Raw genomic sequence first — 23,592 nt, forward strand, 5'->3', positions numbered from 1 at the left:
ACACATGAAACTTGGCTATACCATTATCTACGTCCCCAACGTTACCGAATCACTGGCATTTTTTGAAGCGGCATTCGGTTTGTCACGCCGCTTCCTGCACGAGACTGGCAACTACGGCGAGCTTGAAACCGGCGCGACAACGCTCGCCTTTGCCTCGCATGCACTGGGAAAAATCAACCTGCCTTCAGGTTTTGTGGCGGCAAACGAATCCAGCAAACCACTGGGATTTGAAATCGCCTTGGTGACCGCCACGGTGGTTAAAGCACACGCTAACGCTTTGGCGGCAGGCGCTACGGAAGTAAAATCCCCTGAGCAAAAACCGTGGGGGCAAGTAGTTTCGTATGTCCGCTGTCCTGATGGTACTTTGGTGGAAATCTGCTCGCCGGTAGGCGGATGATGTTTATATAAAACTTAACTCTCAAGTTGCTGAATAATGCTGAAATTTGACGACATAATTGCCCGCGCCCAAGACCGTAAAGGCGGCGAACAAGCCCTAAATGCCTTATTGCCCCAGTCGCCATTACGGGACGATCTTAAACACATTGGCGATGACCGGGTGTTGGCGGAGATGACCAAGCGGGTGTTTTGCGCCGGCTTTGTCTGGAAAGTGATAGAAGCCAAATGGCCTGCATTTGAAGAAGCCTTTTTAGGGTTTAATCCAGATAGCTTAGTGTTCCAGCCCAACGAATTCTGGGATGGCTTGCTGGGCGACCAGCGCATCGTCCGCAATGCGGCAAAAATATTCTCCGTGCGTGAGAACGCCATTTTTGTAAAGGAAATTGCCGACGAACAGGGCAGCTTCGGGCAATTTTTGGCGGCTTGGCCTTCATCCGACCAAATCGGCTTGATGGCGCTTCTAAACAAACGTGGCAACCGGCTTGGCGGCAATAGCGGACAACTGTTGCTGCGCCATTTAGGCTGGGACGCTTTTGTGCTGTCCACCGATGTCGTGGCCTGTTTGCGCCAAGCCGGATTAGACATTGCCCCCGCCGTCAAATCGAAAGGCGACTTGGCTAAAGTGCAAGCGCAATTTAACGCTTGGGCGGAAGAAACCGGGCTTCCGTATTGCCATTTATCGAAAATTTGTGCGTTTTCGGTGGGTGAAAATTACAGCCAAAATCCTGAGCATTTTGATTGATGGTTTGTGCAAGCTTTGCGCTGGAATCCAAAACCTGTTTTGGATTCCAAATCAAGAAACGTCAGCCATCGCCATTCTTTAAATGCTTTTACAGAACAGGACAACCCTTGCCTTAACCTGCCGGAAGTTTGCCCATGACTACACAATACACCATCGTTCTCATCGCCTATGTTTCCGAATCAAGAATTGCCGCAGAGGATGATTTCTGGAGCCGTGCGACTGCCGTCATTGAATTGACCGACGCTTTTCCAGAAGAAGCGCTCCTTGGCCTTGCCGATTTTTCGCATGTTGAAGTGCTGTTTTTGTTTCACCAAGTTGCCGAAGAGAAAATCGTCATTGCGAACCGTCATCCTAGAAACAACCCGGATTGGCCTGCTGTTGGCGTTTTTGCCCAGCGGGCAAAGTCTCGGCCTAATCGACTGGGCAGCACCATCTGCCGGATTATCTCCGTTTCAGACAGGCGGCTAACCGTGGCGAAATTAGATGCCATCGACGGCACACCCGTCATTGACCTAAAAACCCGTGATGACAGCGTTTCTGCCTCGTCAACGGTCACGCAGCCCCAGTGGACACACGAATTGATGCGGAGCTACTGGTCAAGCCATTCCGATAAATAACAAGTAACACGAGTTAGCCAAACCATTTTCTATCCATTTGCAAGAAACTTCATGAAAAACATCCGCCTAAAATACTTTGACTTGTCATTACCTGCGATAACGGCCTTACGCGAATGCCTGAACGCTGTTGAACAATCAGGGCTAGAAAAAAACTTGCTGGAATTGGTTTACCTGCGGGTGTCCCAAATCAATGGTTGCGCGTACTGCCTCGGCCTGCACGCCAAAGCCTTGCGGGAAGCGGGTGAAACCGATGCCCGCATCGACATGCTAGCAGGTTGGAAAGTGGCGGCTTGTTATTCTGATGCAGAACGCGCCGCGCTTGCTTGGGCGGAAGCGTTGACCGCCATTACAGTCGACGGCGGTAGTGACGCGGCGTTTAGCGCGTTAAAAGCAATTTTTACGGACGCACAAATATCCGACCTGACCATCGGCATTGCCAATATGAATGCACTTAATCGTATCGCCGTCAGTATGCGGGTCTAATTTTATTTTTGTGGCAGCAATATCATGAACAATCCCCGTATTTTTGATTTCAAACCTTCCATAGTCGGCAATAGCATTTCGCTCAGGCCGCTTTACTCTGAGGATTTCGAGGCCTTATACGCCGCTGCCGCTGACCCGCTCATTTGGAAGCAGCACCCACATCCGCTACGTTATCAACGCGAGGTGTTCGAGAGTGGCTTTTTTGCCAGCGCCGTCGCTTCCCCAGGGGCTTTGGTAGTGGTTGAAAACCTATCGGGGCGCATCATCGGTTCATCCCGATTTTATGACTGGGATGCTGACCATCAGGAAGTGGCGATTGGTTTCACCTTCCTTTCCAGAAGCCACTGGGGCGGGCAGACCAACCGGGAAATGAAGCAGCTCATGCTGGCACATGCCTTCCGTTGGGCCAATACGGTGTGGTTTCACGTTGGAATCAACAATATCCGTTCACGAAAAGCCATAGAAAAAATTGGTGGGGAATTTTCCCACGAAGCGCCCCTAGCCATTAATGGCGTTACCAATATTTATGCGTTTTATCGGATTAAAGCCCCCGATCATCTGCTGAACGAAAGCGTAGCGCAGTTATAACAACCTCAAGGAAATTACAACATGAACCACATCATCTGGCCCGAAACTTACTTGCCCGGCACGACCGACAATTACGTCTCCAATGAACTCATCATCAGTGGCTTAAGTGCCGCTACGGTGTGGGCGGCGTTGAACGACACCTCGTTATGGCCTAGCTACTACAGCAATGTTTCTGACATTTGTTTTCATAACAGCCCTGACCCGCAATTGTTTTTGAACGCCCGCTTCCGCTTTACCACTTTCAGTTTTCCGGTAGAAGCGGAAGTCACCGAGTACCAACCGCCCATGAACAATGAACCTGCGCGGGTTGCTTGGCACGGTTGGGTAGAAGGCACTGCGGAAACTCGGCTGGATGTCCATCATGCTTGGCTGTTTGAAAACCTTTCCGGTGGACGGGTGCGCATCCTCACTCAGGAAACCCAAATCGGCAAACCCGCGAAGATGCTCGCCGCAACCAAGCCCAACCCTATGCTGAATGCCCATCAAGAATGGCTGGAAGGCTTGGCGCAAGCGGCATCCCGTATCTAGGCACGGCCAGTGTAGTCTCCGCTGCCTACGGATTTTCCCCTAGGCGGCCATCAACGGCCTTCTGAGCAGGTACAGGTTGACCAGACCGACCAGCAGTCGAGGTCGGCGAAGCTGGTTTGGTGCTTGGGCGTCTATTTGTCAGGGGGATGGATCCCGCCATTATATCATTTCAAGTGATTTATTCAGCGATTCCCTAACGCTGCTGATATTAAGGGACTAGAACCGGTCAGGCCGAATGCCAAACTTCCGGCTGCCAGGCTGATAAATTGTCTACGGTTAACTGGCATAACGTTTAACCTCCGTCCCGCACGATAATTTCCCCGGCCATCTCCTCATGGCCATCGCCGCAAAAAATGTCGCAACGGAAGACAAACGAACCCGCCTTGTCAGGGGTGAAGCTAACCCGCAGGGGATTTCCGGGTTCTATATCCGCCCGGACAGCAAAATCTGGTAAGGAGAAACCGTGCATCCTATCGCTGCTGGTAAATTCCAATATAACCGTCTGGCCTTTTTTCAGCTCGATTTTGGCGGGTTGGAATAAGAATTTACTGGCTTTTATAACAATGACCGTGGGACCGGTATCGGCGGTTGCCGTCAGCGGTGCTAGCAATAGCATACATAACAGGCATTTTTTCAAATAGTGGTTCATAAGTTAAGTCCTCAGGTAAGCGTCTTTTCTTCAACACGGTAGTTTTTCCACGGATAGGCTTCGATATTCCTAAAACCTAAACCGTTGTAGGGCTTGGCAGGATCCCAAGGTATCGGGGCGCGTTTTGGTGCAGACCCCGGTGCCGGCAGTGGAAAAATCAGCGATTTTGCCGCGTGGTGCGGGATATGCCCGGTGAGATGATGGTGTTCCTGATGGATATGCCCATAAAAAACCACCACGTTTTCAAAAGCCATCAGCATGTCAATCGCTTGTTGGCCATCGCGGGTAGTCCAATCCCATTTGGCGTATAAATCAAATAAAGGGCGATGGGTGAACACCACAATGGGGGTATTGGCGGGCAAGACTTGCAAATCCGCCTGCAACCAAGCCAACTGCGTTGGCCCCAATTGTGCCGCCGGATCGGAGACATTATCCAAGGCAATGAAATGGATGCCTTTATGGTCGAAGCTGTAATGCAAATCGCCAAAATACGCTTGGTAAGCTTCGCCCTTATCTAAGGAAGCATCATGTTCGCCGGGAATAAATTTGACCTGCTTGACCTTAAGTTCACTGACAATGGCCTTAAACTCCGCCATTCTGCGGCGGCGTTCTTGGGCATCATCGGTGGTGTGGGTCAAATCGCCCGTGAACACTACAAAGTCCGGCGGTTTGTCCAGGGCGTTGACCGCCGCAACCGCTTTTTGCAAGGTGCCTGCCGCATCAGGGTTTTTATCCGCGCCTTTAAAGCCCCAGTGGGTATCGGACAGTTGCACGAAATAAAAATCCTCTACGGGCAAACCATCCGTTAAGCCATCAGCGGCAAACACATCAAACCCTAAGCCGGAGACAAAAGCCACGCCCCCGCCTATGCCCGCCAAGTGTAAAAATTGTCTTCTGTCGATTAAGTGGGCCATCCCCTTATCCCTATAAAAAATTTACCTGCCGGCCTATTGCCGTCAGTTAACACAACATTTAAAGGGATAACATCCTATGCAAGAATGTTATCCGCCATGTAGGCCAATCGTAAAGCCAAATCTAAGCAAGCAGTAACAATGGTTTTGTAAAGAAACTGGAAAAACTTACAGCAGACGCATGACCGGTGGGCAATTGACAATAAATCCGGTTGAACCAAATTTCGCCCCGCCAGGGCCGGTCAGCCAGCCTTGTTGTACCAAACCCAACAGTTCAAACTCGCCAAGGACACGCGAACGGTAGCCTTTTTTGATGGCGTCCGCCGTCCACTCAACCGCGTTGATGTCCCACAATGGGCTATAGTCAGTCGCCACAGTCGGGATGCCCCCCAGTACGTTCAATGGCCCGCCCTCACCTGCCAAGGCGCTGTTAAAGCCTTGGCGTTGCGGATTGTCTTTCCCCATCGGGCCATTGACGACCGCGAACAAGCGTTCCACGGCACTGAACGCGCTGTCATCGCGGCCCACCCCAATATCCTGCAAACCCGGTGCAAAAGTGGCTTGTTCCATCGTGGCAGGCAATTCGTGGCTGGCTTCCAGGCTCAAATACAGCAGGGGGCGCGAGAAGGTAAAACCTAGGGTCAGTTTCAATTCGACCGTGCCTTCGGCGGGGCATATCCGGCGGGTCTTGTCATGGACTAAGCGTTTGTCGGGGTTTGCATCGCAAAAGGCATTGAGCTGTTCCTCAGTGCCCTTGGCGACTATCGGGGCGTTGTAAATATAGCCGCCGACATTGTCGATTTTCATCAACGGGCTGTAATTCTCCTGACCGATTGAACCGGGCTTGAACTCTTTAGGCGGGAATAAGTTGGGTGCATCCCCAGGCACCACTTTGAACCTGGGGGCGAAATCAACGCCTGCTTGTGCGGTGGTAAACTTGACAGTGCCGTCAAACTGCTGCGTCGCATGACGTACGCCGCGCCCGGTCTCGGCATAAGTCAGCTTGCCGGAGAAGTTCAGGCCCAAAGCTTCAGAATTGGCCTGGTCATTACTGTCGGTCAACACATACCAATAGGTCTCGCCTTCGGGTGACACCGCTTTGTACAACGGCAAAGTGACGGTCAGGCGGTTGATGTTGACCTTACCCGCCGTTAATAACTGGTGCGGGCCGATAAAACTGGGGTTAACGCTGGAAGGGGCGGGACCAAAATAGGTCAATGGCACGACCGAACCAATAGAAGGCGGTGCCGGGACCACGTTATCGCCCAAGCCCTCGGCGAAGGCCGTAGTGGCTAGCGTGGCTAACAGGGCGGTGGTAAATACATTCGTTTTTTTGCTAAATTTCATCTTGCATGCTCCGGATCAAATTAAAGGGTTTGCCCATCAATCAGCCGATTGGCTGAGGCACGGCTATTGTGCCCAGCCAAGCATCACGAAATGATCACGGAGAATTCAATTAAATGTGATTTGTATAAGGCCGCCAACATTGCTACCCTTCGTTGACATACCCTATGAAACGCATACTGATTATTGGTCAACGCCCGACACACTTTAATCCCTTTGATATGAATCATTATCTCGAAAATAGCCAATATCTGGATTGGCAGCATCCGGCTGTTATTGCAAAAGCGGCTGAGCTGGCCCAGAGTTGCCAAGCCGATGAACAGATTAGCCAGCGTTGTTTTGTGTTCGTCCGCGATGAAATCAAACATAGCTGGGACTATCAATTGAATCCGGTGACCTGTAAAGCTTCCGATGTACTATTGCATGGCACGGGTTATTGTTATGCAAAAAGCCATTTGTTGGCGGCCTTATTACGCGCTAACGCCATTCCCTCTGGGCTGTGTTACCAACGCTTGAGTTTGGATGGTGAGGGTTCGCCGTATTGTTTGCATGGCTTGAATGCGGTTTATCTCAAACGCCACGGTTGGTACCGTATCGATGCCCGTGGCAATAAACCAGGTGTAAAAGCCGAATTTACTCCGCCGTTCGAGCAATTGGCCTTTGCCATCGTTGACGGTTTAGAACGTGATTTTGCCGAAATTTTGCCTGAACCGTTGTCTGTGGTAATTGATGTTTTGACGCGCTACGCCAGTGTTGAAGACGTGTATAAGCACTTGCCGGATATTGAGGGTGGTGCCTCGCCAAATTTATCTGTTGATAGGCAATCATCATGGTCTTAGAAGTCGCCATACTCAATATCATTACGGGTAAAGAAAGCGAATTTGAAACCGCCTTCCGGCAAGCCGAGCCGCTTATTATGGCGATGGATGGCTATGTTTCGCACCAATTGCAATGTTGCCTGGAAAATTCAAGCCGCTATATTCTATTGGTCAATTGGTTGACGTTGGAAGCCCATACCCAAGGTTTCCGTAGTTCCGCCGAATACCAAACTTGGCGGGCGTTGTTACATCATTTTTATGACCCGTTTCCAACTGTTGAGCATTACACCTTGATCAGTGATGGATCTGAGATTATGGATAAACATGCACATCAGATTGCTACAAGCAGCCGATCATACCGAATATACCCAGCTCTGGATCTACGCGCTGACGGAACAACAAACGTATTTCCGCGTGGCTTTGGAAGATGATGCGCAACCGCGCATTCCTACCCGTTTCACGGCTGAAAGTTTCACGCTAGGCGCATTCATTGGCACGCAGTTGGTGGGTACAGTCAGCCTTGACCGCGAAACCCGATTTAAAACACGCCATAAGGCAGTGTTGTTGCGCATGTTTGTGCATCCTGCCGCAACGGGCCAAGGCGTTGGCAAAGCCTTAGTCCAGGAAACGCTCAATTTGGCGGGCAATATCAACGGTCTAAGGCAAGTGTATTTGACGGTATTGGCGACCAACCCACGGGCGATAGGGCTTTATGCGGCGATGGGTTTTAGCCAATTCGCCCAAGAACCCGGCTCCGTTTATATAAATGGCGAATACGTTGATGAATTGCAATTGGTTTGTTTTTTAGCCAAATAATTCCTCCATGCCCATAGATAGTTTCAAAATTGCCACATCTGTTGATATAAACAATATCGTCATTTTGGTTAACCGAGCTTACCGTCCTGAAACGGCAGCGGGGTGGACGCATGAAAACCTTTTAGTGTCAGGGCCTAGAATTGCCGCCGCCCAGGTGCTGGAGTTAATCTTAGCAAGCGATTCGCGGATTTTGCTGGCCTATCGCCAAGATGCCCTGCTTGCTTGTGTGCATCTTAAAAAAGCCGATGGCGATTGCCATATCGGAATGCTGGCGGTTGAACCTAGCTGGCAGGATGCAGGTGTCGGCAAACAGCTTTTGGCTTACGCAGAAAACTATGCCATTAGCGAATGGGCACCGGCTACGTTTGTGATGGCGGTATTGACGGCAAGGACGGAGTTGATTGCGTTTTATCTGCGGCGCGGTTATCAAAAGACCGGAAAACAAATGGATTATCCGCTTGCGGCTGGCGTAGGTACACCTCGCCGACAAAACTTGACCGTAGCTATTTTGGTAAAGCACACGAATCAGTTGCTCCCCACCATCACGACTGAACGCTTGCGCCTTCGCATACCTAATCTTGATGATGCCACGACTGTCTCCAACCTGCTTACGCCCGCTGTCAGCCAATGGTTAGCCGCTTGGCCTGAGCCTATGAGCGGACAAGCCGTGGCGGAAAAGATGGCTGATGCACATGCCGATATAGCAGCGGGCCAGGCTTGGCATTTTTTGCTGCAACGGCTGGCCGATGGGGTTGTGGTGGGCTGGGTGAAAGTCTCCCGCTCCGAAGCCGATGCCCAGATCGGGGATTTAAGTTACTGGCTCGGTGAAGCCTATCACGGCTTAGGCTATGCGACCGAGCGTTCTATTCAATTGCGCGTGCTTAGCGGTTCAACCCAACTTAATCTGAAGACATTTTATCCCATGCCGACATCTGCCAAAAAACTGCGCATCCTCGCCCTATCAGGTAGCTTACGGGCTGCGTCTTTGAATACCCTCGTGTTGCGGACGCTCGCAAACATCGCCCCTGAGGCAATTGACGTGCTTGTCTACCCATGTTTAGGCCATTTGCCGCTGTTCAACCCTGATTTAGAAGAACCTTTGCCAGAGCCAGTTGCGGACTTAAAAAACCACATCATCGCAGCCGATGTGCTTATCATCGCCAGCCCGGAATATGCCCACGGCGTTACCGGAGTGATAAAAAATGCGTTGGATTGGATGGTCGGCAATGAGTCGTTTGTCAACAAGCCAGTGGCTTTGCTGAATGTTTCAGGACGGGCGGTTCATGCTTACGCCGCCTTGCGGGAGATTGTGGGCATGATGTCGGCAAACATCATAGACGACGCGTCGTTGACCATTCCTTTATACGGGAAGCAACTGACCGAAGCTGAGGTTCTTGCCAATCCACAAACTGTGCTGGATTTGCAGACAGTATTGGCGGCGTTGCAAAAAGCCGTTTTTGGCCCATAAAGATCAGAAACGGAAAAAATCGCACGGGTGCAATGCCGATTGCCCACTTCAAAATAAAGTTGGTAAAGAAACCAGTGGCATCCACTTACAGTTGACCGTTTAACTGTCACGGATGCATCCCGGAAATTTCAAATAATCGTTATTTTTGCCGTCAAAACCCGCCATGCCATTGATAAGAACAACAAACTATTATGTTAGTCTGGCGATAAAGCTAGCGTGGGAAAACAGGTTCTCTACGCCAATGGGTATGGTAATGCGGAGTCTAATACGCCTGAATTCCCTCCTCCAGCAACTGCCTGAGCCACTGGTCAATATCGTTGGCTTGCCTGGGTTCTGGATGCGATTGGTACAACGCCGCAGCCCTTCTTGCCATCTCCAATTGCCGGATGTGCGCCAACACCTGTGGGAATTGCCGGGCTTGTTGTGGCGAGCTGGCAAACATCAAGTGTGCGGCATCGACCCTACCCAAGGTGATGGCCGTACTGACCCGTTTATGGCAACGGCAGGTATTGTCGGGATTGACCAATCCGCAGTAACCTTGCATGAATGTGATAATGTCGGCCCGCGCCCGTGACAGGCGCTTGCGGAACGCGGCGGGGGCAATATCCAGCACTGCCGCCGCTTGGCTGTGATCCAGCTCCATAATTTCGCCCACGATGTAAGCCAGCCGATGCCCCCTGTCCAAGCATTGCAACATCGCCAAGGTACAGCCGATTTTCACCTCTTCTAACAGCACGCTATCGTAGAGGTGGTCATCCCCGTCTGCCAAACCCAGTGCCAAATCGGCGGCGAAACCAACAAAATCCCAGCCTTGTTGTTCCAAGCGTTGCGGGCGCAAACTCAGCAAGGCGTTGCTGGCGACTCGGTACACCCAAGTACGGAAGCTGCTGTCACCACGGAAAGTGCTTAAGCCCGTGATGACACGGATCAGGATTTCTTGGCTGGCATCTTCGGCATCGTGCGGGCAGCACAAAAATCGCAGGGCAAGCTTATGGACATCGGGCTGGATGGCGCGGACAACGGTTTCCAACGCGCTGCGCTCACCTTGTTGGGCCCGGCGTACGGTATGTTCCAACAGTTCAGGATGTTGGGGCCCGGCAGGTTTAGGCAAAGGTTTTCCTTAGTCAAAAATTGGATTAATTGGGGCTATTATCGTAAAGCTAAGGGGCGGGCGCGGTAGCGACAGCCGCTTGAGTGCAATCTTAGAACTCGGCATCGAGCACCTTGGACATGAGAGTTGCAACTGCGACCTCAGTTTGATTGCTTGATTGGTCCAGCTTCTCAACGACACTTTGTCGGTCTTCAGGCGGGCGGTTTTGACTGAGTTTGAATTTTGCCTGAATGTTTGTGATGTCAATTTCAAAGCCTACAATCATATTGAGAAGTTTTGTTCGCCGTTCACCTGCAAGGTTTGGTAGCCACGGATTTGGCATCTGGGATTCATAAACATGGGTAAGCCGTTCAACCAGGGCTTCAAGCTCGGACTCACTGTCGATGAGGCGTGGTTTGCCGTGCAAGTGAACCACAGCGTAATTCCATGTTGGAACGCCAAGTGACGAATACCACGAAGGGGAAACATAAGCATGTGGCCCTTGGAACACAGCCAGCACCTCACCGTCTGATGAAAAGTGCTGCCATTGCGGATTTGCCCGCGCCATGTGACAGAGTAGCTTGCCTTTGAGGCCTGCGGTGTGGTCAAAAATGAAGGGCAAGTGACTGACATACGGCACGCCATCAGGCACTGTGATCAGCATTCCAAATGAATTGCCATTGATGAGCGAGGAGATACGTTCTGAATTTGTTTCTTTGAACTGTTCGGGAATGTACATGTTGGTTCCTGAGTTGTAAGGGTTGTAGGGCAAAAACGTCAGTTTATGCCCTACATTTAAAATGGCTGAATTTCAGCAGTATTGCCGTTTAGCCATCCAGCAACACCGAACCATACGGATTGTCGATAACCATCAGCCACTGGCCATCCGGCTGACGGCGGAAAACGGCTAAAGACAAGCCGCTTTGTTCTATCGGATTACCGCTCACCGGGTCTATTGCGGTCATCGTCCACGGGGCAATATGCAGCGCGATGTCGCCTGCTTCGATGACTTCATGTTGGGGCATGGCAAACTTCGGTTGCATGGCAATGTATCCTTGGAACGCTTCACGCAACCCAACACCTGAAACAGGCATATCGGGTTGCGCCACCAACGTGGCATGGGGTTCGTAAGCGGACAGCACGTCATCCAAACGGCCTTCTGCCATTGCTAAAGCCATCGTGTTGACGGCGGTAATGATCTGTTCACAATTGCTCATCGTTGTTCTCTCAAGTTTAGGGCTTTGGGAATCGCAGCCTTGAACTCAATTAGACGGTTTACATCACTGGGGTGTGACCGATGAATCCAGTTTTTTAACCCGCTGGCCAAACGGCTTTTGCAAAAACTGTATCCAGCGGCGTTTGCGCGATGTGGTTGGTGTAGTTCGAGAGCATTTTTAAGCCCACGCCGAGAATCACATCCAACACGTTTTCCTGTGTATAACCTGCCATATAAAAATTTTGTAAATCCGTCTCCTCAAGCCAACCCCGGCGTTCGACCACCACTTCGGCAAATTGGCGTAAGGCTTCCAGTTTCGGGTCGGCAAGCGGGGTTTGGTTGCGCAAGGCAGTAACCACGTCATCAGGCACACCCCCAGATTTGGCTATGACGGTGTGCGCCGCCATACAGTAACGGCAACCGTTAACGCGGCTGGTCGTCAGTAAAATAATTTGCCGCTCAGCTTCGCTTAATCGGGTTTTATCAAAACTTGCCGCCAAACTCCGGTAGCCTTCCAACAAGGCTGGCGATTCCGCCATCCCGGCAAGCAAGTTGGGAATGAAACCAAAGTCTTGCTTGGCTTTTGATAATAAAGGTTTGCTCGCTTCGGGGGCTGTGTCCAATGTATGCAGGGAAAATGTCTTCATAGCGTTCCCCCGCTCAAGCTAATAAAGTGAATTGGCAAACCATTGCGGCATCACGCAACGGCAGCAACGCTTGGTAAGCCTCCGAAACATACCAAGCGCTGGCCTCCGTTTTACTTGGAAAGGCAATCAGGGCTTGTAGCGCAAATCCGCTGTCGCCATGCAAATTTTCCGCAGGGCCTTTGGCGAGCATCTCGCCACTGTAGGGTGATAAAGTGGCGGGTACGGCAGCGGCATAGTGCTGGAGTTTATCGGGATTGGTTGGCGTGAAACTGACAAGAATATAAGCAGACATAGTTTTCTCTAAAATAACAAAAGGAAAATCATTGTAGAGCTGGCATTTTTTTAGCACAATCGCTTATATTTTCAATTACTGTTAAGTTTTTATGAACAATATCCGGCATCTTAATAAGCTCATGGTGTTTGCCGCTGTCGCCCAAAAAGGCTCGTTCACCCAAGCGGCGCAGGGGCTGGGCATCACCAAATCGGCAGCCAGCCAGCACATCCGGCAATTGGAATCGGAAATGGGGATGCGGGTACTAAACCGAAGCACACGCGGTGTATCGTTGACGGCATTTGGGGAAAAGTTGCTGTTGCGTTGCCAATTGCTGCAAGACCAGGTCGACCAACTGTTCACCGAAATTGCCAACGCCAGTGGTGACCCACAAGGCCGTTTTGCCGTGACCTTCCCGCACAGCCTGGAAATGGACGTGGTCATCCCTGCACTGGAACAACTTTGTAGCGAATATCCAAAATTAGAACCAGAACTGATCGTCAGCGACACCACGTTGGATTTGATTGCCAACCAGTTGGATATGGCCTTGCACGTTGGCGCATTGCCCGATAGCAGCTACCGCGCCTTGCCCGTTGGCACCATGACCGAAGTGTTTTGTGCCACACCGCTTTACCTTAACCGCAACGCTGTGCCACAAACGCTGGACGATTTGCGTCAACACCGTTGGATTGCCACGTCTTGGCAAGTGCCGAAAGTGGCAGTCTGCGACATTGCTAAGCCAGAAACCACTTACTTGAATCTACCCCCCTGCGCCCGCGTCAGCAGCTTACCCAGTGCCGTGGCCTTGGCGCTGCGCCATCTGGGGATTGTCCTGTTGCCCGATGTTGTCGCCAAGCCTCTGCTCAAGACAGGTGAATTGGTGCATGTGTTGGCGGGTGTCACTGGCTTGCAATGGCCGATTTTCACCGTACATGCTTATGGCGGCGAGAAACCGATCCATATCAGCCGGTTTAACCAGCTAATTTGCCGTTATTTTGCCTTGTTGTGAGCCGGGATGATGACCATGGCGATACCACCCAGTATTACCGTTCCCACCACCAAAAAATTTACGCTGATCGGTTCGTCAAGAAAAATGATGCCGCCTATTGCCACCAGCACAGGCACGCTTAGTTGCACAGTGGCGGCATGGGTAGCGGACAATCCCCGTAAAGCTTGATACCACAAGGCATAACCGACACCGAATGCCAATGCACCGGAAAGCACCGCCAAGGCGATGCCCTGGTTATCGAATGAGATGTCCGCCCACCCAGCCAAGCTAAAAAGGACTGCAAAGCCAATGGCACGGCAAAAATTACCTGTTGTCATAGCCAGCGGATCACCTGCACCGCGCCCACGTAGCGAATATCCCTGCGCTGAATAGGCTACAGATTTGTCATATCGGCGGCCAAGTATCCGTGTCGTGATCGGGGTGCTGATACGATTTGATATCGTTCAGAAACGGTGCCGCTGCGAGATCGTCCGTCGTAACCCGGTTGGCGAGGGTTGGAATGAGGTCGGCATAAGGCAGCTTCCCCTCGACACCAAATTGCACAACGGGCACAATTTTTTGTGGTTCGTCAAAAGCACCGATTGCAAGCGCTATTCCATCCGGGGCATCGTAGGTGAGCGGCGTGCCGCAGTCGCCACAAAAGCCGCGCGTGACAAAATTCGACGACTTGAATTGCTTCGGCGTACCCCTCGTCCACGTCAGCTTTGCGCCGCGCACCGAAACGAGCGGCGCATAAAATCCGCCGAATGCTTTCTGGCACATGCGGCAATGGCAGACCGATGCGTCGCCAAGTGAACCATTGACCTGAAAGCGTACTGCGCCACACTGGCAGCCGCCGGAGTAGCTTGCATTGCTCATGATTGCGTAGCCATAGTTTATGAACCCATTTCGGTCTGTAAAAAATCAATAAAAACCCGCGTTTTTAATGGCAGATAATCCCTCGAAGGATATAACAACCAGACCGAACTTTCAAAATCAGTTGCTGTAGCCACATAGTCTGTAAACAAATGGATCAAGCGGCCTTCGTTAATATCTTGCCCGACCAACCAATCTGGCAACAATGATAGGCCCATGCCATTCAGCAAGCATTGTTTTATGGCCAGCGCATTAGTGATCAAACATTTGCCGCCGATGGCAATTTCCGTAATATTTTGTTGCCGGTCTTTAAGCAACCAATTCAAACTATGCCCGGCTCTTGGAAACAGTAAACATTTGTGATCTTTGATTTGTTCCGGTCGCTCCGGTTTACCATATTCATCGAGATATTCAGGGCTGGCGCAAATATAAAAATCCATTTTGGCTAGCCGTTTGGCAATATGGGATGAATTTTCCAGCTTGCCCAGGCGGATAGCCACATCAATCCGGTCTTCAATCAAATCCAGGTAATTATCGGTTAGAACTAGCTCAATAGAGACCAGGGGGTAGCGTTTGGCAAATTTTGGCAACAGCGGCACGATGGCTACCTGCCCATACGAAGTTGCCGTGGTCACCCGCAAGGTACCGCGCGGCTCTTTACTGACATCGGCGGCGAACTGTTGGGCTGCTACGAGTTCGTCAATAAATGGCGAAATGCGTGTGAAATAAATCATACCCGCCTCGGTCGGTTCCAGTTTGCGGGTGCTACGTTGAAACAACCGGATGCCCAGTTCTTTTTCCAAAGCCGCGATAGTGCGTGACACCGACGAGGGCGCAAGGCGATAGGCATTGGCGACGTCGGTGAAACTGCGCTCGCGCATGACGGCGATAAATAATTTGAGGGTGCTGATGTCCATTTGTGCGTTTTACGCAATTATGTTTTGTATATAGCTCTGTTTAATGCGTTATATTATGCGGATATTATGCTGTTGCGTCTAATCAATCACAGGAGATTACTCATGACCGCAACAGAAACAAACATTCCTTCCTACCAAGAAAACGTCAAGGGCCTGATCGAACAACTCGGCACGATGTTGCCTGCGGACAAATTGGCGGTGTTCAATGCCGATGCCCAACAACTGGCGGTAAGCTATCCGTCGCCCCTCAAATTGCAAAAAGGCGACCAAGCCCCGTTATTTGCTTTGCCTAACGCTAAAGGGGAAACCATTAGCCTAGCGGATTTACTCAAGCACGGGCCGGTCGTTTTGACTTTTTACCGGGGAGTCTGGTGTCCTTACTGTAATTTGCAATTGGCTAACTACCAGCAAATCTTGCCGCAGATCAAAAAAGCCGGGGCAACTTTGGTTGCCGTGTCGCCGATGACTCCGGACAAATCCTTAAGTATGGCGGAAACCAATCAGTTACAGTTTGAAGTGTTAAGCGATATCGGCAACCAAGTCGCCAGCCAATACACTACAGTTTTCAAATATGGTCATGCGCCGATTCAGGCCATGACTGACTTGGGTTACGATTTTCACGGATTTTATGGCGATGAATCCGGCGAAATCCCCGTGCCTGCAACTTTTGTCATCGCCCAAGATGGTCGTGTGTTGTTTGCCGGCTCCGTTGGCGGCGATTATCGGAAAAGAGTGGAACCACAAGCTATTTTGGTTGCGCTAGGAGTTTAGTTGCCGTGAATTAAGCCAGTGAGTTATGACGGGTAGGCAAGTGGTTTTGCCTACCCAGAGCATTTGACTTAATCCCAAATAGGCCAAAGTAGTGTAGGCGATAGGAGGCGCATCAACCGCGAACGATGCGCCTCACTCTGTTCAGTATGTCATTATCTCTACGAACTACGGCTTATCGAATGCTCGCCGCATCTAAAAACTAAATTCAATTGTCCGATGTCTGCTACGGAAGCCAGCAGCTTCAAGGCAGGCGCGCGAAGCCAAGTTCTCTATCCCGCAACAACAAATCGGACGAAGGCCTCTCGATAGACAACGCGCCTTAAGGTGACGGACAATATATTCGCCAACCCCCTGCCTGCGCCGGAAAGGATTCACAAGCATGCCGAGATCATAGAAAGATCGGCCTTCAATCACAGGCTGAACAAGTCCGCAGCCTAAGAGATTGTTATTTTCCTCATATAAAAGCAGATGACTCTTTTCGATGTAGCTGCTGACTTCCTCGTCGGAGTCGAAAAAACCATCGTTGATCGCCCTTATACAAACCAGATCAGACACCCTGGCCGGACGGACAGTGATTGATTGATTTTGTCGAAAACTCGTGTCGGCGATAGTCGTGAAGTGTAGCGAAATGGGTTTAGCCTGCACCGCACGACCTAGGGACAAGGACAAAATCATAGGATCGAACGTTTTACAAATGGCCCGTGTTATAAAGCGTGCATGCAAGACATGATCGAAAGCGGGTTCGGCAAGGCGCTCGTCTATCGCATAGAATTCGAGAAGCGTGGTGCCAGCTATTAAGAAATGGCCAACGGCTTCGTTCCCTTGCCACAGAATATAACTGGCCGCGTCCCTATTCAGAAACTCAGAGTGCAAATCCTGCGGTTCATAGATATATTCCAGATATTTAGTCCGAAACTGACCCAGTAATTGATCGGTCGCCGGAACGTTTAAAATCCTCATGCAAAATGACCTCTATGTTTCGCGATGCCGGAGCTTACTAATTAACGACTGTCACAAGGTTCATGCCCCGACTTGTTTTTCATGGCTTTTAACCAGCAAGGCTTCCACCTGCCGCAACAGTTCCGCCTCCACCCACGGTTTGGACAAATAGCCGTCAACCCCTGCATGGCTGGCTTGTTGGCGGTGTTTGTCGCTGGAGCGGGAGCTTATCATCAAAATCGGCAGGGCTTTAGTTTCCGCTTGGTTTTTCAGCAAGGCGGTCAGCTCCAGGCCGTTCATGCGCGGCATTTCCAAATCCGTGACCAGCAAATCCGGGCGGGCGTGTCGTAGTTGTTTAAGCGCGTCCACGCCATCAACGGCGGTGATGACCTGAAATCCGCTGTCGCGCAGTGTGTCGGCAGTGGTTTTGCGCGCGCTTAAGGAATCGTCCACCACCAAGATTAACGGCAGTTTCGGCGCGGCGGCGGTTAGCGCATGGTGGTTGAGTTTGCCGTGCAGACGTTGGCGGCGGATCAACGCGGGCAAATCCAGCACGGGGGCGATGCGGCTGTTACTGAGTGTGGCCGCCCCGACCAAACCCGATACCGCAGGCAAATAAGGGCTGGGGCTTTTCAGCACGACTTCGCGGTGGCCGATAATTGCCGTCAAATGGACGGCGACCCAATCTTCGACCGCCACTTGCACCAACACCACGCCGGCACGGGCCCTTTTGGTGGCGGGCAACACGGGGCTGTCCCATAAGTTTTCCAGCCGATATAACAGGTAGTTTGCCCCATTGTGCTGATAGCGATTGGCATCGGCTGTACCCGCCGACATCAGCACTTGCCGGATGCCGTAAGCGGTTAGGGCGACGGTTTGCCCGCCGCACTCGACCAGTAACACGTTTAATAACAAGGCACTGGACGGCAAAGTCATCGTAAACAGGCAACCCAACCCTGGGCTGGAGCGAATGTCCAACGCCCCTTGCAAACGGCTGATGTCTTGGTTGACCACGTCCATGCCAATGCCGCGCCCGGACAATTCCGTGGCGGGGGCGCGCGTGGAAAAACCGGGTAGCAGGATCAGGCGGTCGGTTTCGCTGTCGCTAAGGTCGGTGGCTCCGTCCAGCAAACCCTTGCCTATCGCGCTACGGCGCACGGCGGCGCGGTCTATGCCCTGCCCGTCATCTTGGCAAATGACGGTGAGATGGTCGTGTCCGCGGCTAAAGCTAATGGTGATTTGCCCCAGTTCCGGCTTGCCGGCGGCCAGGCGTTGTTCCGGCGTTTCCAAACCATGGTCAATGGCGTTGCGGATCAAGTGCATCAGCGGGTCGGCCAGTTGCGCCAGCAGTTGGCTATCCAGCAAGGTGTCCGCCCCGGCGATGTGCAGTTCGGCCTGTTTGCCACTGACCCGCAAAGCTTGGCGGACGGTGCGCCGCAAACGGGCGGACACGCTGTCTGCGGCTATCAGGCGTGTGTCCAGCGTGGTTTGTAAGCTGGCCTGATGCAATTGGGCGAAATTCGCCAAAGTGTCTTGGCTTTGCCGCGCCAACGCCAAGGCGGCTTTGTCGGTCTCAAAACTGTCGGCGATGGCTTCGTACACTTGCGGTAACAGGCTTTGCCACACGCCAAATTGCTGCATTTCCAAACTATCGAAACCGCCCGTATCGCCCGCTGTCCATTCCGGGTTGCCCAAGCCGCGCTCCAGTTCCGCCAACAGCCGTTGCTGATGCTGGTAATGGCGGCGATGGCCTTGCAACACGGCTTTCAGTTGCCCGTTTTGGGCCTGCAATTGCGCCAAGACATTGTGGTTTTCCCCGACCAGACGGAGCAATTCGTCCAGCAAAGCCATCGGGACGCGGACAAATGCGCTGTCAGCGTTGGCCTCTTGCCGACTGGGTGGTGCGTCAGGCAACGGCTCAGCTTCGATGTTCTCCGGCAAAGACGGCATTGTTTGCAACGTATCGTTACCTTTGTCCAAACCGCCACTTTGAAAGCGGTAGACGTTATCCAACACCCGTTGCAAGACGGCGACACTGTTGGCGGGGGCCGGTTGTTGTTGCACCAATGCTTCCGCCCAGCCCGCCAAACTGTCGGCGCTCGCCATTAGGCAGGCGAGCAGTTCGGCATCGGGCGTTAAGCCCTCTTTGTCCAAGACTTCGAGCAGGTCTTCCAAATGATGGGTCAGGTTGACGATGCCTAGACAGCCCACCATCGCCGCCAAGCCTTTGAGGGTATGGGCCTGGCGTTGGGCGGTGCGGAGTTGGCTGTGGTCGCGGCGGCGTTGGTAGCTGTCCAGCGTCGCCGCCAATTGTTCGGTCAAGGGTGGCAACTCGTCAAACACCATCGCCAGCAAGTGCAGATCGACATCTGCCGCCAGATTCAGCGCGACATCTGCCACGCAAGCCGTTTGCCGCTCGGCTGTCTGCGCTACGGCTGGGCAAACCTGTTGCAGTTGTCTGGCAAGTTCCGCCGTGCTGTCGTCATCCAAACAATACGGCCATTCGGGACTGGCGAAAACCGTCAGCAAAGCGTCTTGGCAAGCGCTGTCATCGGGACTGCGGCAATAGCCTGCTAGCAGCAGCAATGCTTGCCCTATCAACTGGCCGCCGTCGTCGCTTAAGGCTTCCGGGTCGTCAATGAAGATCATCAAGTTGTCGCCCAACAATTGCAGAAATTGCACCAACCCTGTCCATTCCAGCACCGCCGCCGCGTTGGCGACGGGCGGCAAGGCGGCGCTTAGGACACGGAGGGCGGCTAGGTCGGGATTGTCTTGCCAGTGTTGGTATTGGCTTTGCAGTTGTCCGGCTAGCATGGCCAACAAGGCCGGATCGACGGCGGCAGTTTGCCTATCTTCAGTTTCAGCATCCGCAGGCTTCGACGCGGCAAGGGTTTTGCTAAGCGTATCCATACTTTAAGCCTCGGCGAGCTTAAACTGGGCTATCGCCGTTTGCAGCAGCGCGGCGGCGGACACCAAGGTTTCCGATAACTGGGTCTGGTGCTGCATTTTGGCGTTGGTGGAAGCCGCACTGGCTTCAATGCTGACGGCGCGAAAACGCAATTGCTCCGCCACTTCGGTTTGTTCGCTGGCATGGCGGGCGATGTGCGCCACAGCGCTGACCAGCGATTCGGTGTTGTTGCGCGTGGCTTGCATGGTGTCGCCCGCTTGTTGGGCCAGTTGCGTGCCGGCCACGACATCGCCGATAACGGTGTTGATGGCCTGCATGGTGTCGGCGGTTTCCAATTGGATGTTGTTGACCAGGCCCTCAATGTCGGCGGCGGCCTCGCGGGAGTTTTCCGCCAAGCGTTGCACTTCGTCCACCACCACCATCAACCCTTTGCCCGCTATGCCTGCCGCCGCTGCCTGCATACTGGCGTTCAGCGACAAGATGTGGGTACGTTCGGAGAAATTGTCCAGCAATTTGACGATGCCGCCAATTTCTTGCGAGCGTTCGCCCAAGCGTTTGATTTTCTTTTCGGCACCCTGGATGGTGGAGCGGATTTTATTGATGCTGGCAAGGGTTTGGTTGACCGATTGTTCCGCCGTTTCGGTGCTGTGGATAGTTTGCTGGGAGATGTCACCTGCATTTTGCGCCAAGCCAAAAATGCTTTGCATGGCCGTCACCGCTTGGTTCAAACCAATCAAGGTCTGGGCGATTTCCTGTTGCTCCAGATCGGCGGAATCCATCACGTCAGTGGCTTGGGTTTTTACCGACAACGAGGTGTCGGCAACATCATCGGCGACGCGCCGCACTTCTTGCAACACGGCGGCGAAGGATTCGGCCAGCCGATTGACCGAATCGGACACCACACCCGTGACATCGGCGGCGACGGGTACCCGCACGGTCAAGTCACGCTCGCCCAGCCGGAACAGATTTTCCAGCAAGGCAACAATGGAGCGGTTCAGCTCGGCATTCTCCCGCTCTTTATCCGTCAGGACTTGGATGCGCTCGTCAAGCAGGCGGTCCAGCGTGGTCGCCAAGCGTCCCAATTCATCACGGCTGTGGATATGGCTACGGGCGGTCATGTCGCCATCGGCAAGGTGGCTGATGGTTCGGTGGAGGTCGGCGACAGGCCTTAACACGCCATAGCGGACGATGAGGCCTGCCGTCACCAAGGTCAGTAGCATCAAACCTGCGGCAATGGCGAACCATTCTAGCCTAAGCCGTTGTTCCTGTTTATGGACGGCAGCGTCTTGGGTCTGGTAGTCTTGCTTGATGCGGTAAAAGCGTTCCATCAACGGCGACAAGGCGGCTATCGCGTTTTCCATGCCGACCCGCCATTGCGCTTGTTGCGGGTCATTGGCTTTAGCCGTGGCGCTACGGTGGAAATCATCCTGGTAACGGTCAAGCTGCTGTTGAATACCATCGACCACGCCACGGTCGGCATCGGTGCGGAGCTGTCCGCTAATCAGGCTTAAGGCCTCCTCGACCTTATCCATGCTGTGTTCAAACACATCCACTTGTTTGGGGTCTTTGCCCAGTTGGAAATCCTTTTCGGCATTCCGTGCTTCCAAAGCGTTGATGGTGACCGCATCGACCAAATTGGATAAGGTGTTAAGCTGGTTGTTACGCGCCAAGGCTTGCCCGTTCAGGCTTAAGGTTTGTTGGTAATTCAGCCCCAAGGCCAAAAGGCCAAAACCCAGAAAACTTGCCACCAGCAGGAATTTTATCGGCAAGCGGATGTCGCCGAACCAAGAGAATAAAGACATGGGATAAGCTCCACGGATTGGGGTTAAAGGGTTGCCGGTGATAGCCCGTCTAGGCTTGCCAAGGTTTTTAAGTGCCATAACAGGCTGTCATAGGCGATGTCCAGCCAAGTGTGCTGTCCGTCGCCGTAGCCGCCGAGCAGATAAGGTTGCAATAGCGGTGGTGCATTCACTTCCATCAAGGGCAGGGGTTGCAAAGCCGTTAGCCGTTGCGGGTCATTTTTTAAACATAACGCCCAAAAGTGCGGGGCCGTACCCAACACCAGTACACGGTAAGGCCGGACAGTCGGAGTCGCCCCCAACAAGGCCGCCCAATCAAACACCGGCAAGACATTGCCGTGCCAATTGATGAGACCCAGACACCAGACTGGCAGATAGGCCAAAGGGGTGATGTCCGGCTGGCTGATTAGTTCGGCGGCTTGGCCTGCGGGCAACAACAACCGCCAGCCGCCGATTGCGATGCCGTGGCGTAAACCAAGGGCCTGATTGTCGGTAGCAGATAACATTTCAGAAGTCGCCGCCATATCAATCCAACCTCGCCAGTTCCGCCAAAATCTGGGCATCGCTGTAAGGCTTGCCAACCAGCGTGCACGCCCCTTGCAGCTTCGCCCACACCTGATCGGCCTGCTGGTTTTTTTGCGAAACGATGACGACGGGGATATGCCGGGTCTCTGCTACCGTGGTCAGTTGCCGGCAGGCGCAGTAGCCGTCCATTTCCGGCATCAGCACGTCCAGGAAAATCAAATCCGGCTGGTGCAAGCGGGCTTTCGCTATACCTTCCACGCCGTTGTTGGCGGTTATCACTTGGAGCTGGCGACCGGCTGTTTGCAAGATGCCCAGCAACCGATGCTGGTCAGGGGCGGTGTCTTCAATGACGAGGATTTTTTTGCTCATGTCTGCTTCGCTATGGGGTGATAAATGGGGCTGGAGTGGCGTACAAATTTGGCTAGCCCACTAGGCCGCCACCTCGTCGACGTGCTGCGCCAACCACTTGGTGATGCGCTGCATGGTTTTTTGGAATTGCGCCGAGTTAATCGGCTTGGTCAAATAGGTGGTGCACCCGGCGATGACACCTCTCACCTCGTCCATCGGTGAGGTTTTTGACGACAACATGATGATGGGCAGTTTTTTCAAGGCCGGACGCTGGCGCAATCGGCTACAGGTCTCAAAGCCGTCCAGCCCCGGCATCATGATGTCCAGAAAAATCAAGTCGTAAGGCTGCGCCAGGGTTTGCTGCAAAGCCGCTTCGCCGCTGTCGGCAAAATCAATGCTCATGGCCTCTTCCAGTTTGCCCAGTTCCAATGCCAAGGCTTGCTGCATGGCCGGACTGTCATCCACGACCAGCACCCGGTAACGGGGCTGGCGGGTATCGGTGCAAGCAAGCGGATATGGCACAGACGCGGCTGCGCTTGGCGGCGGCAAGCTTTCGCCGATACCGTCCAATATCCGCAACACGCGGGAAGCCACCAAGGGATAAGGGATGTGCAATTGCCCGCCACTCGGCGGCTTGGCTGAAACCACGGCGATGGCGCATCCGGAACCGTCCGTCGCCTGTGTTAATGCCGGATGCGCCAAGTGTTGTTCGCCAAACACCAGCACCACGGCTGGCAAGGCGCCGTCTTCAAGTGTTTGCAGGTGATAAACCCGGTTTTTGCCCAGTGGTAACAGTTTGGCCAATTTGGCCTGTTCATGGGCAGGAAAGCCCAAGGTGCTGATTTTCATCGTTGTCTCCTTCGCCAATGCGTGGTGTTGGGACGGATTATCAGGACAAAAGGACGGCTTGGCTAATCACATTTATTTGATTTTTACG

Annotated in this window: 29 protein-coding genes; 12 read left to right on the forward strand and 17 right to left on the reverse strand. The window is 52.8% G+C overall.

Annotated elements, in window-relative coordinates; all coding sequences use genetic code 11:
* The first annotated feature begins 4 nt into the window (after positions 1–4).
* The 6 genes from METMI_RS0120745 to METMI_RS0120770 all read left to right on the forward strand — a co-directional run bounded on the left by METMI_RS0120745 (position 5) and on the right by METMI_RS0120770 (position 3,354).
* Positions 5–397 carry a VOC family protein gene (locus tag METMI_RS0120745; RefSeq protein WP_019868218.1) on the forward strand — a complete coding sequence of 131 codons (393 nt, stop codon included), beginning with the start codon at positions 5–7 and terminating at the stop codon, positions 395–397.
* 36 nt (positions 398–433) lie between these two features.
* Positions 434–1,138, forward strand: a complete 705-nt coding sequence (locus tag METMI_RS0120750; RefSeq protein WP_019868219.1) for a DNA-3-methyladenine glycosylase I — start codon at positions 434–436, stop codon at positions 1,136–1,138.
* A gap of 134 nt (positions 1,139–1,272) precedes the next feature.
* Positions 1,273–1,755: an SAM-dependent methyltransferase gene (locus METMI_RS0120755; RefSeq protein ID WP_019868220.1), complete on the forward strand. Its 483-nt coding sequence runs from the start codon at positions 1,273–1,275 to the stop codon at positions 1,753–1,755.
* A gap of 51 nt (positions 1,756–1,806) precedes the next feature.
* Positions 1,807–2,238: a carboxymuconolactone decarboxylase family protein gene (locus METMI_RS0120760; protein ID WP_019868221.1), complete on the forward strand. Its 432-nt coding sequence runs from the start codon at positions 1,807–1,809 to the stop codon at positions 2,236–2,238.
* A 24-nt stretch (positions 2,239–2,262) separates the two neighbouring features.
* Positions 2,263–2,826: a GNAT family N-acetyltransferase gene (locus METMI_RS24860; protein WP_019868222.1), complete on the forward strand. Its 564-nt coding sequence runs from the start codon at positions 2,263–2,265 to the stop codon at positions 2,824–2,826.
* Positions 2,827–2,847: 21 nt separating this feature from the next.
* Positions 2,848–3,354, forward strand: coding sequence for an SRPBCC domain-containing protein (locus tag METMI_RS0120770; protein WP_019868223.1), 507 nt, complete (start codon positions 2,848–2,850; stop codon positions 3,352–3,354).
* Between the two features lie 292 nt (positions 3,355–3,646).
* Here the strand turns inward: METMI_RS0120770 and METMI_RS0120775 are convergent, their stop codons facing one another.
* The 3 genes from METMI_RS0120775 to METMI_RS0120785 all read right to left on the reverse strand — a co-directional run bounded on the left by METMI_RS0120775 (position 3,647) and on the right by METMI_RS0120785 (position 6,261).
* Complete coding sequence (locus tag METMI_RS0120775) at positions 3,647–4,003, reverse strand: cupredoxin domain-containing protein (protein WP_019868224.1); 357 nt, start codon at positions 4,001–4,003, stop codon at positions 3,647–3,649.
* Between the two features lie 11 nt (positions 4,004–4,014).
* Positions 4,015–4,917 carry a metallophosphoesterase family protein gene (locus METMI_RS0120780; RefSeq protein ID WP_019868225.1) on the reverse strand — a complete coding sequence of 301 codons (903 nt, stop codon included), beginning with the start codon at positions 4,915–4,917 and terminating at the stop codon, positions 4,015–4,017.
* A gap of 165 nt (positions 4,918–5,082) precedes the next feature.
* On the reverse strand, positions 5,083–6,261 hold the full coding sequence (locus METMI_RS0120785; RefSeq protein ID WP_019868226.1) for a hypothetical protein: 1,179 nt from the start codon (positions 6,259–6,261) through the stop codon (positions 5,083–5,085).
* A 164-nt stretch (positions 6,262–6,425) separates the two neighbouring features.
* Here METMI_RS0120785 and METMI_RS0120790 point away from each other — a divergent pair, with 164 nt between their 5' ends.
* From METMI_RS0120790 to METMI_RS26550, 4 genes are read left to right on the forward strand one after another with little or no spacing between them, the layout of a single operon-like run.
* Positions 6,426–7,097, forward strand: coding sequence for a transglutaminase-like domain-containing protein (locus tag METMI_RS0120790; protein ID WP_019868227.1), 672 nt, complete (start codon positions 6,426–6,428; stop codon positions 7,095–7,097).
* A complete protein-coding gene (locus METMI_RS24865; protein ID WP_019868228.1) occupies positions 7,088–7,507 on the forward strand; it encodes an antibiotic biosynthesis monooxygenase family protein in 420 nt (139 codons plus the stop codon). The genes METMI_RS0120790 and METMI_RS24865 overlap by 10 nt, the downstream gene beginning before the upstream one ends.
* Positions 7,401–7,892, forward strand: coding sequence for a GNAT family N-acetyltransferase (locus tag METMI_RS0120800; RefSeq protein ID WP_029151854.1), 492 nt, complete (start codon positions 7,401–7,403; stop codon positions 7,890–7,892). Before METMI_RS24865 ends, METMI_RS0120800 begins: the two co-directional genes overlap by 107 nt.
* Before the next feature lie 7 nt (positions 7,893–7,899).
* On the forward strand, positions 7,900–9,360 hold the full coding sequence (locus tag METMI_RS26550) for a GNAT family N-acetyltransferase (protein ID WP_019868230.1): 1,461 nt from the start codon (positions 7,900–7,902) through the stop codon (positions 9,358–9,360).
* Positions 9,361–9,622: 262 nt separating this feature from the next.
* On the opposite strand, the gene METMI_RS0120810 is transcribed toward METMI_RS26550, so the two are convergent.
* From METMI_RS0120810 to METMI_RS0120830, 5 genes are all read right to left on the reverse strand, one after another.
* Positions 9,623–10,471, reverse strand: a complete 849-nt coding sequence (locus tag METMI_RS0120810) for an RNA polymerase sigma factor (RefSeq protein WP_019868231.1) — start codon at positions 10,469–10,471, stop codon at positions 9,623–9,625.
* Between the two features lie 91 nt (positions 10,472–10,562).
* Complete coding sequence (locus METMI_RS0120815; RefSeq protein WP_019868232.1) at positions 10,563–11,189, reverse strand: FMN-binding negative transcriptional regulator; 627 nt, start codon at positions 11,187–11,189, stop codon at positions 10,563–10,565.
* Between the two features lie 88 nt (positions 11,190–11,277).
* Entirely contained in the window at positions 11,278–11,667 is a 390-nt protein-coding gene (locus METMI_RS25830) for a YybH family protein (protein WP_019868233.1), read from the reverse strand.
* A 94-nt stretch (positions 11,668–11,761) separates the two neighbouring features.
* Entirely contained in the window at positions 11,762–12,313 is a 552-nt protein-coding gene (locus tag METMI_RS0120825) for a carboxymuconolactone decarboxylase family protein (protein ID WP_019868234.1), read from the reverse strand.
* A gap of 13 nt (positions 12,314–12,326) precedes the next feature.
* Positions 12,327–12,605 carry a DUF1330 domain-containing protein gene (locus tag METMI_RS0120830; RefSeq protein WP_019868235.1) on the reverse strand — a complete coding sequence of 93 codons (279 nt, stop codon included), beginning with the start codon at positions 12,603–12,605 and terminating at the stop codon, positions 12,327–12,329.
* A gap of 91 nt (positions 12,606–12,696) precedes the next feature.
* Here METMI_RS0120830 and METMI_RS0120835 point away from each other — a divergent pair, with 91 nt between their 5' ends.
* Positions 12,697–13,593, forward strand: a complete 897-nt coding sequence (locus tag METMI_RS0120835) for a LysR family transcriptional regulator (RefSeq protein WP_019868236.1) — start codon at positions 12,697–12,699, stop codon at positions 13,591–13,593.
* Here the strand turns inward: METMI_RS0120835 and METMI_RS24875 are convergent.
* The 3 genes from METMI_RS24875 to METMI_RS0120850 form a co-directional block, all read right to left on the reverse strand.
* On the reverse strand, positions 13,575–13,910 hold the full coding sequence (locus METMI_RS24875) for a DMT family transporter (RefSeq protein ID WP_019868237.1): 336 nt from the start codon (positions 13,908–13,910) through the stop codon (positions 13,575–13,577). The genes METMI_RS0120835 and METMI_RS24875 overlap by 19 nt on opposite strands.
* Positions 13,911–13,977: 67 nt before the next feature.
* Positions 13,978–14,451 carry a GFA family protein gene (locus tag METMI_RS0120845; RefSeq protein ID WP_029151856.1) on the reverse strand — a complete coding sequence of 158 codons (474 nt, stop codon included), beginning with the start codon at positions 14,449–14,451 and terminating at the stop codon, positions 13,978–13,980.
* 17 nt (positions 14,452–14,468) lie between these two features.
* A complete protein-coding gene (locus tag METMI_RS0120850) occupies positions 14,469–15,365 on the reverse strand; it encodes a LysR family transcriptional regulator (RefSeq protein ID WP_019868239.1) in 897 nt (298 codons plus the stop codon).
* A 102-nt stretch (positions 15,366–15,467) separates the two neighbouring features.
* Between METMI_RS0120850 and METMI_RS0120855 the strand changes: the two genes are divergently transcribed.
* Complete coding sequence (locus METMI_RS0120855; protein ID WP_019868240.1) at positions 15,468–16,136, forward strand: peroxiredoxin-like family protein; 669 nt, start codon at positions 15,468–15,470, stop codon at positions 16,134–16,136.
* Between the two features lie 192 nt (positions 16,137–16,328).
* Here METMI_RS0120855 and METMI_RS0120860 read toward each other — a convergent pair whose 3' ends face one another.
* From METMI_RS0120860 to METMI_RS0120885, 6 genes are read right to left on the reverse strand one after another with little or no spacing between them, the layout of a single operon-like run.
* The gene (locus tag METMI_RS0120860; RefSeq protein ID WP_019868241.1) at positions 16,329–17,096 is read right to left on the reverse strand and encodes a GNAT family N-acetyltransferase; all 768 of its coding nucleotides are present in this window, start codon (positions 17,094–17,096) and stop codon (positions 16,329–16,331) included.
* 60 nt (positions 17,097–17,156) lie between these two features.
* Entirely contained in the window at positions 17,157–19,985 is a 2,829-nt protein-coding gene (locus METMI_RS0120865) for a hybrid sensor histidine kinase/response regulator (RefSeq protein ID WP_019868242.1), read from the reverse strand.
* A gap of 3 nt (positions 19,986–19,988) precedes the next feature.
* Entirely contained in the window at positions 19,989–21,785 is a 1,797-nt protein-coding gene (locus METMI_RS24880; protein ID WP_019868243.1) for a methyl-accepting chemotaxis protein, read from the reverse strand.
* Positions 21,786–21,808: 23 nt separating this feature from the next.
* Complete coding sequence (locus METMI_RS25835; protein ID WP_019868244.1) at positions 21,809–22,306, reverse strand: chemotaxis protein CheW; 498 nt, start codon at positions 22,304–22,306, stop codon at positions 21,809–21,811.
* Position 22,307: 1 nt separating this feature from the next.
* Positions 22,308–22,676 (reverse strand): response regulator, encoded by a 369-nt coding sequence (locus METMI_RS0120880; RefSeq protein WP_019868245.1) that lies wholly within the window; start codon positions 22,674–22,676, stop codon positions 22,308–22,310.
* Between the two features lie 60 nt (positions 22,677–22,736).
* The gene (locus tag METMI_RS0120885) at positions 22,737–23,504 is read right to left on the reverse strand and encodes a response regulator (RefSeq protein WP_019868246.1); all 768 of its coding nucleotides are present in this window, start codon (positions 23,502–23,504) and stop codon (positions 22,737–22,739) included.
* Between the last annotated feature and the right edge of the window lie 88 nt (positions 23,505–23,592).

It is taken from the genome of Methylovulum miyakonense HT12, assembly GCF_000384075.1.
In the GTDB taxonomy this organism is placed as follows: Bacteria; Pseudomonadota; Gammaproteobacteria; order Methylococcales; family Methylomonadaceae; genus Methylovulum; species Methylovulum miyakonense.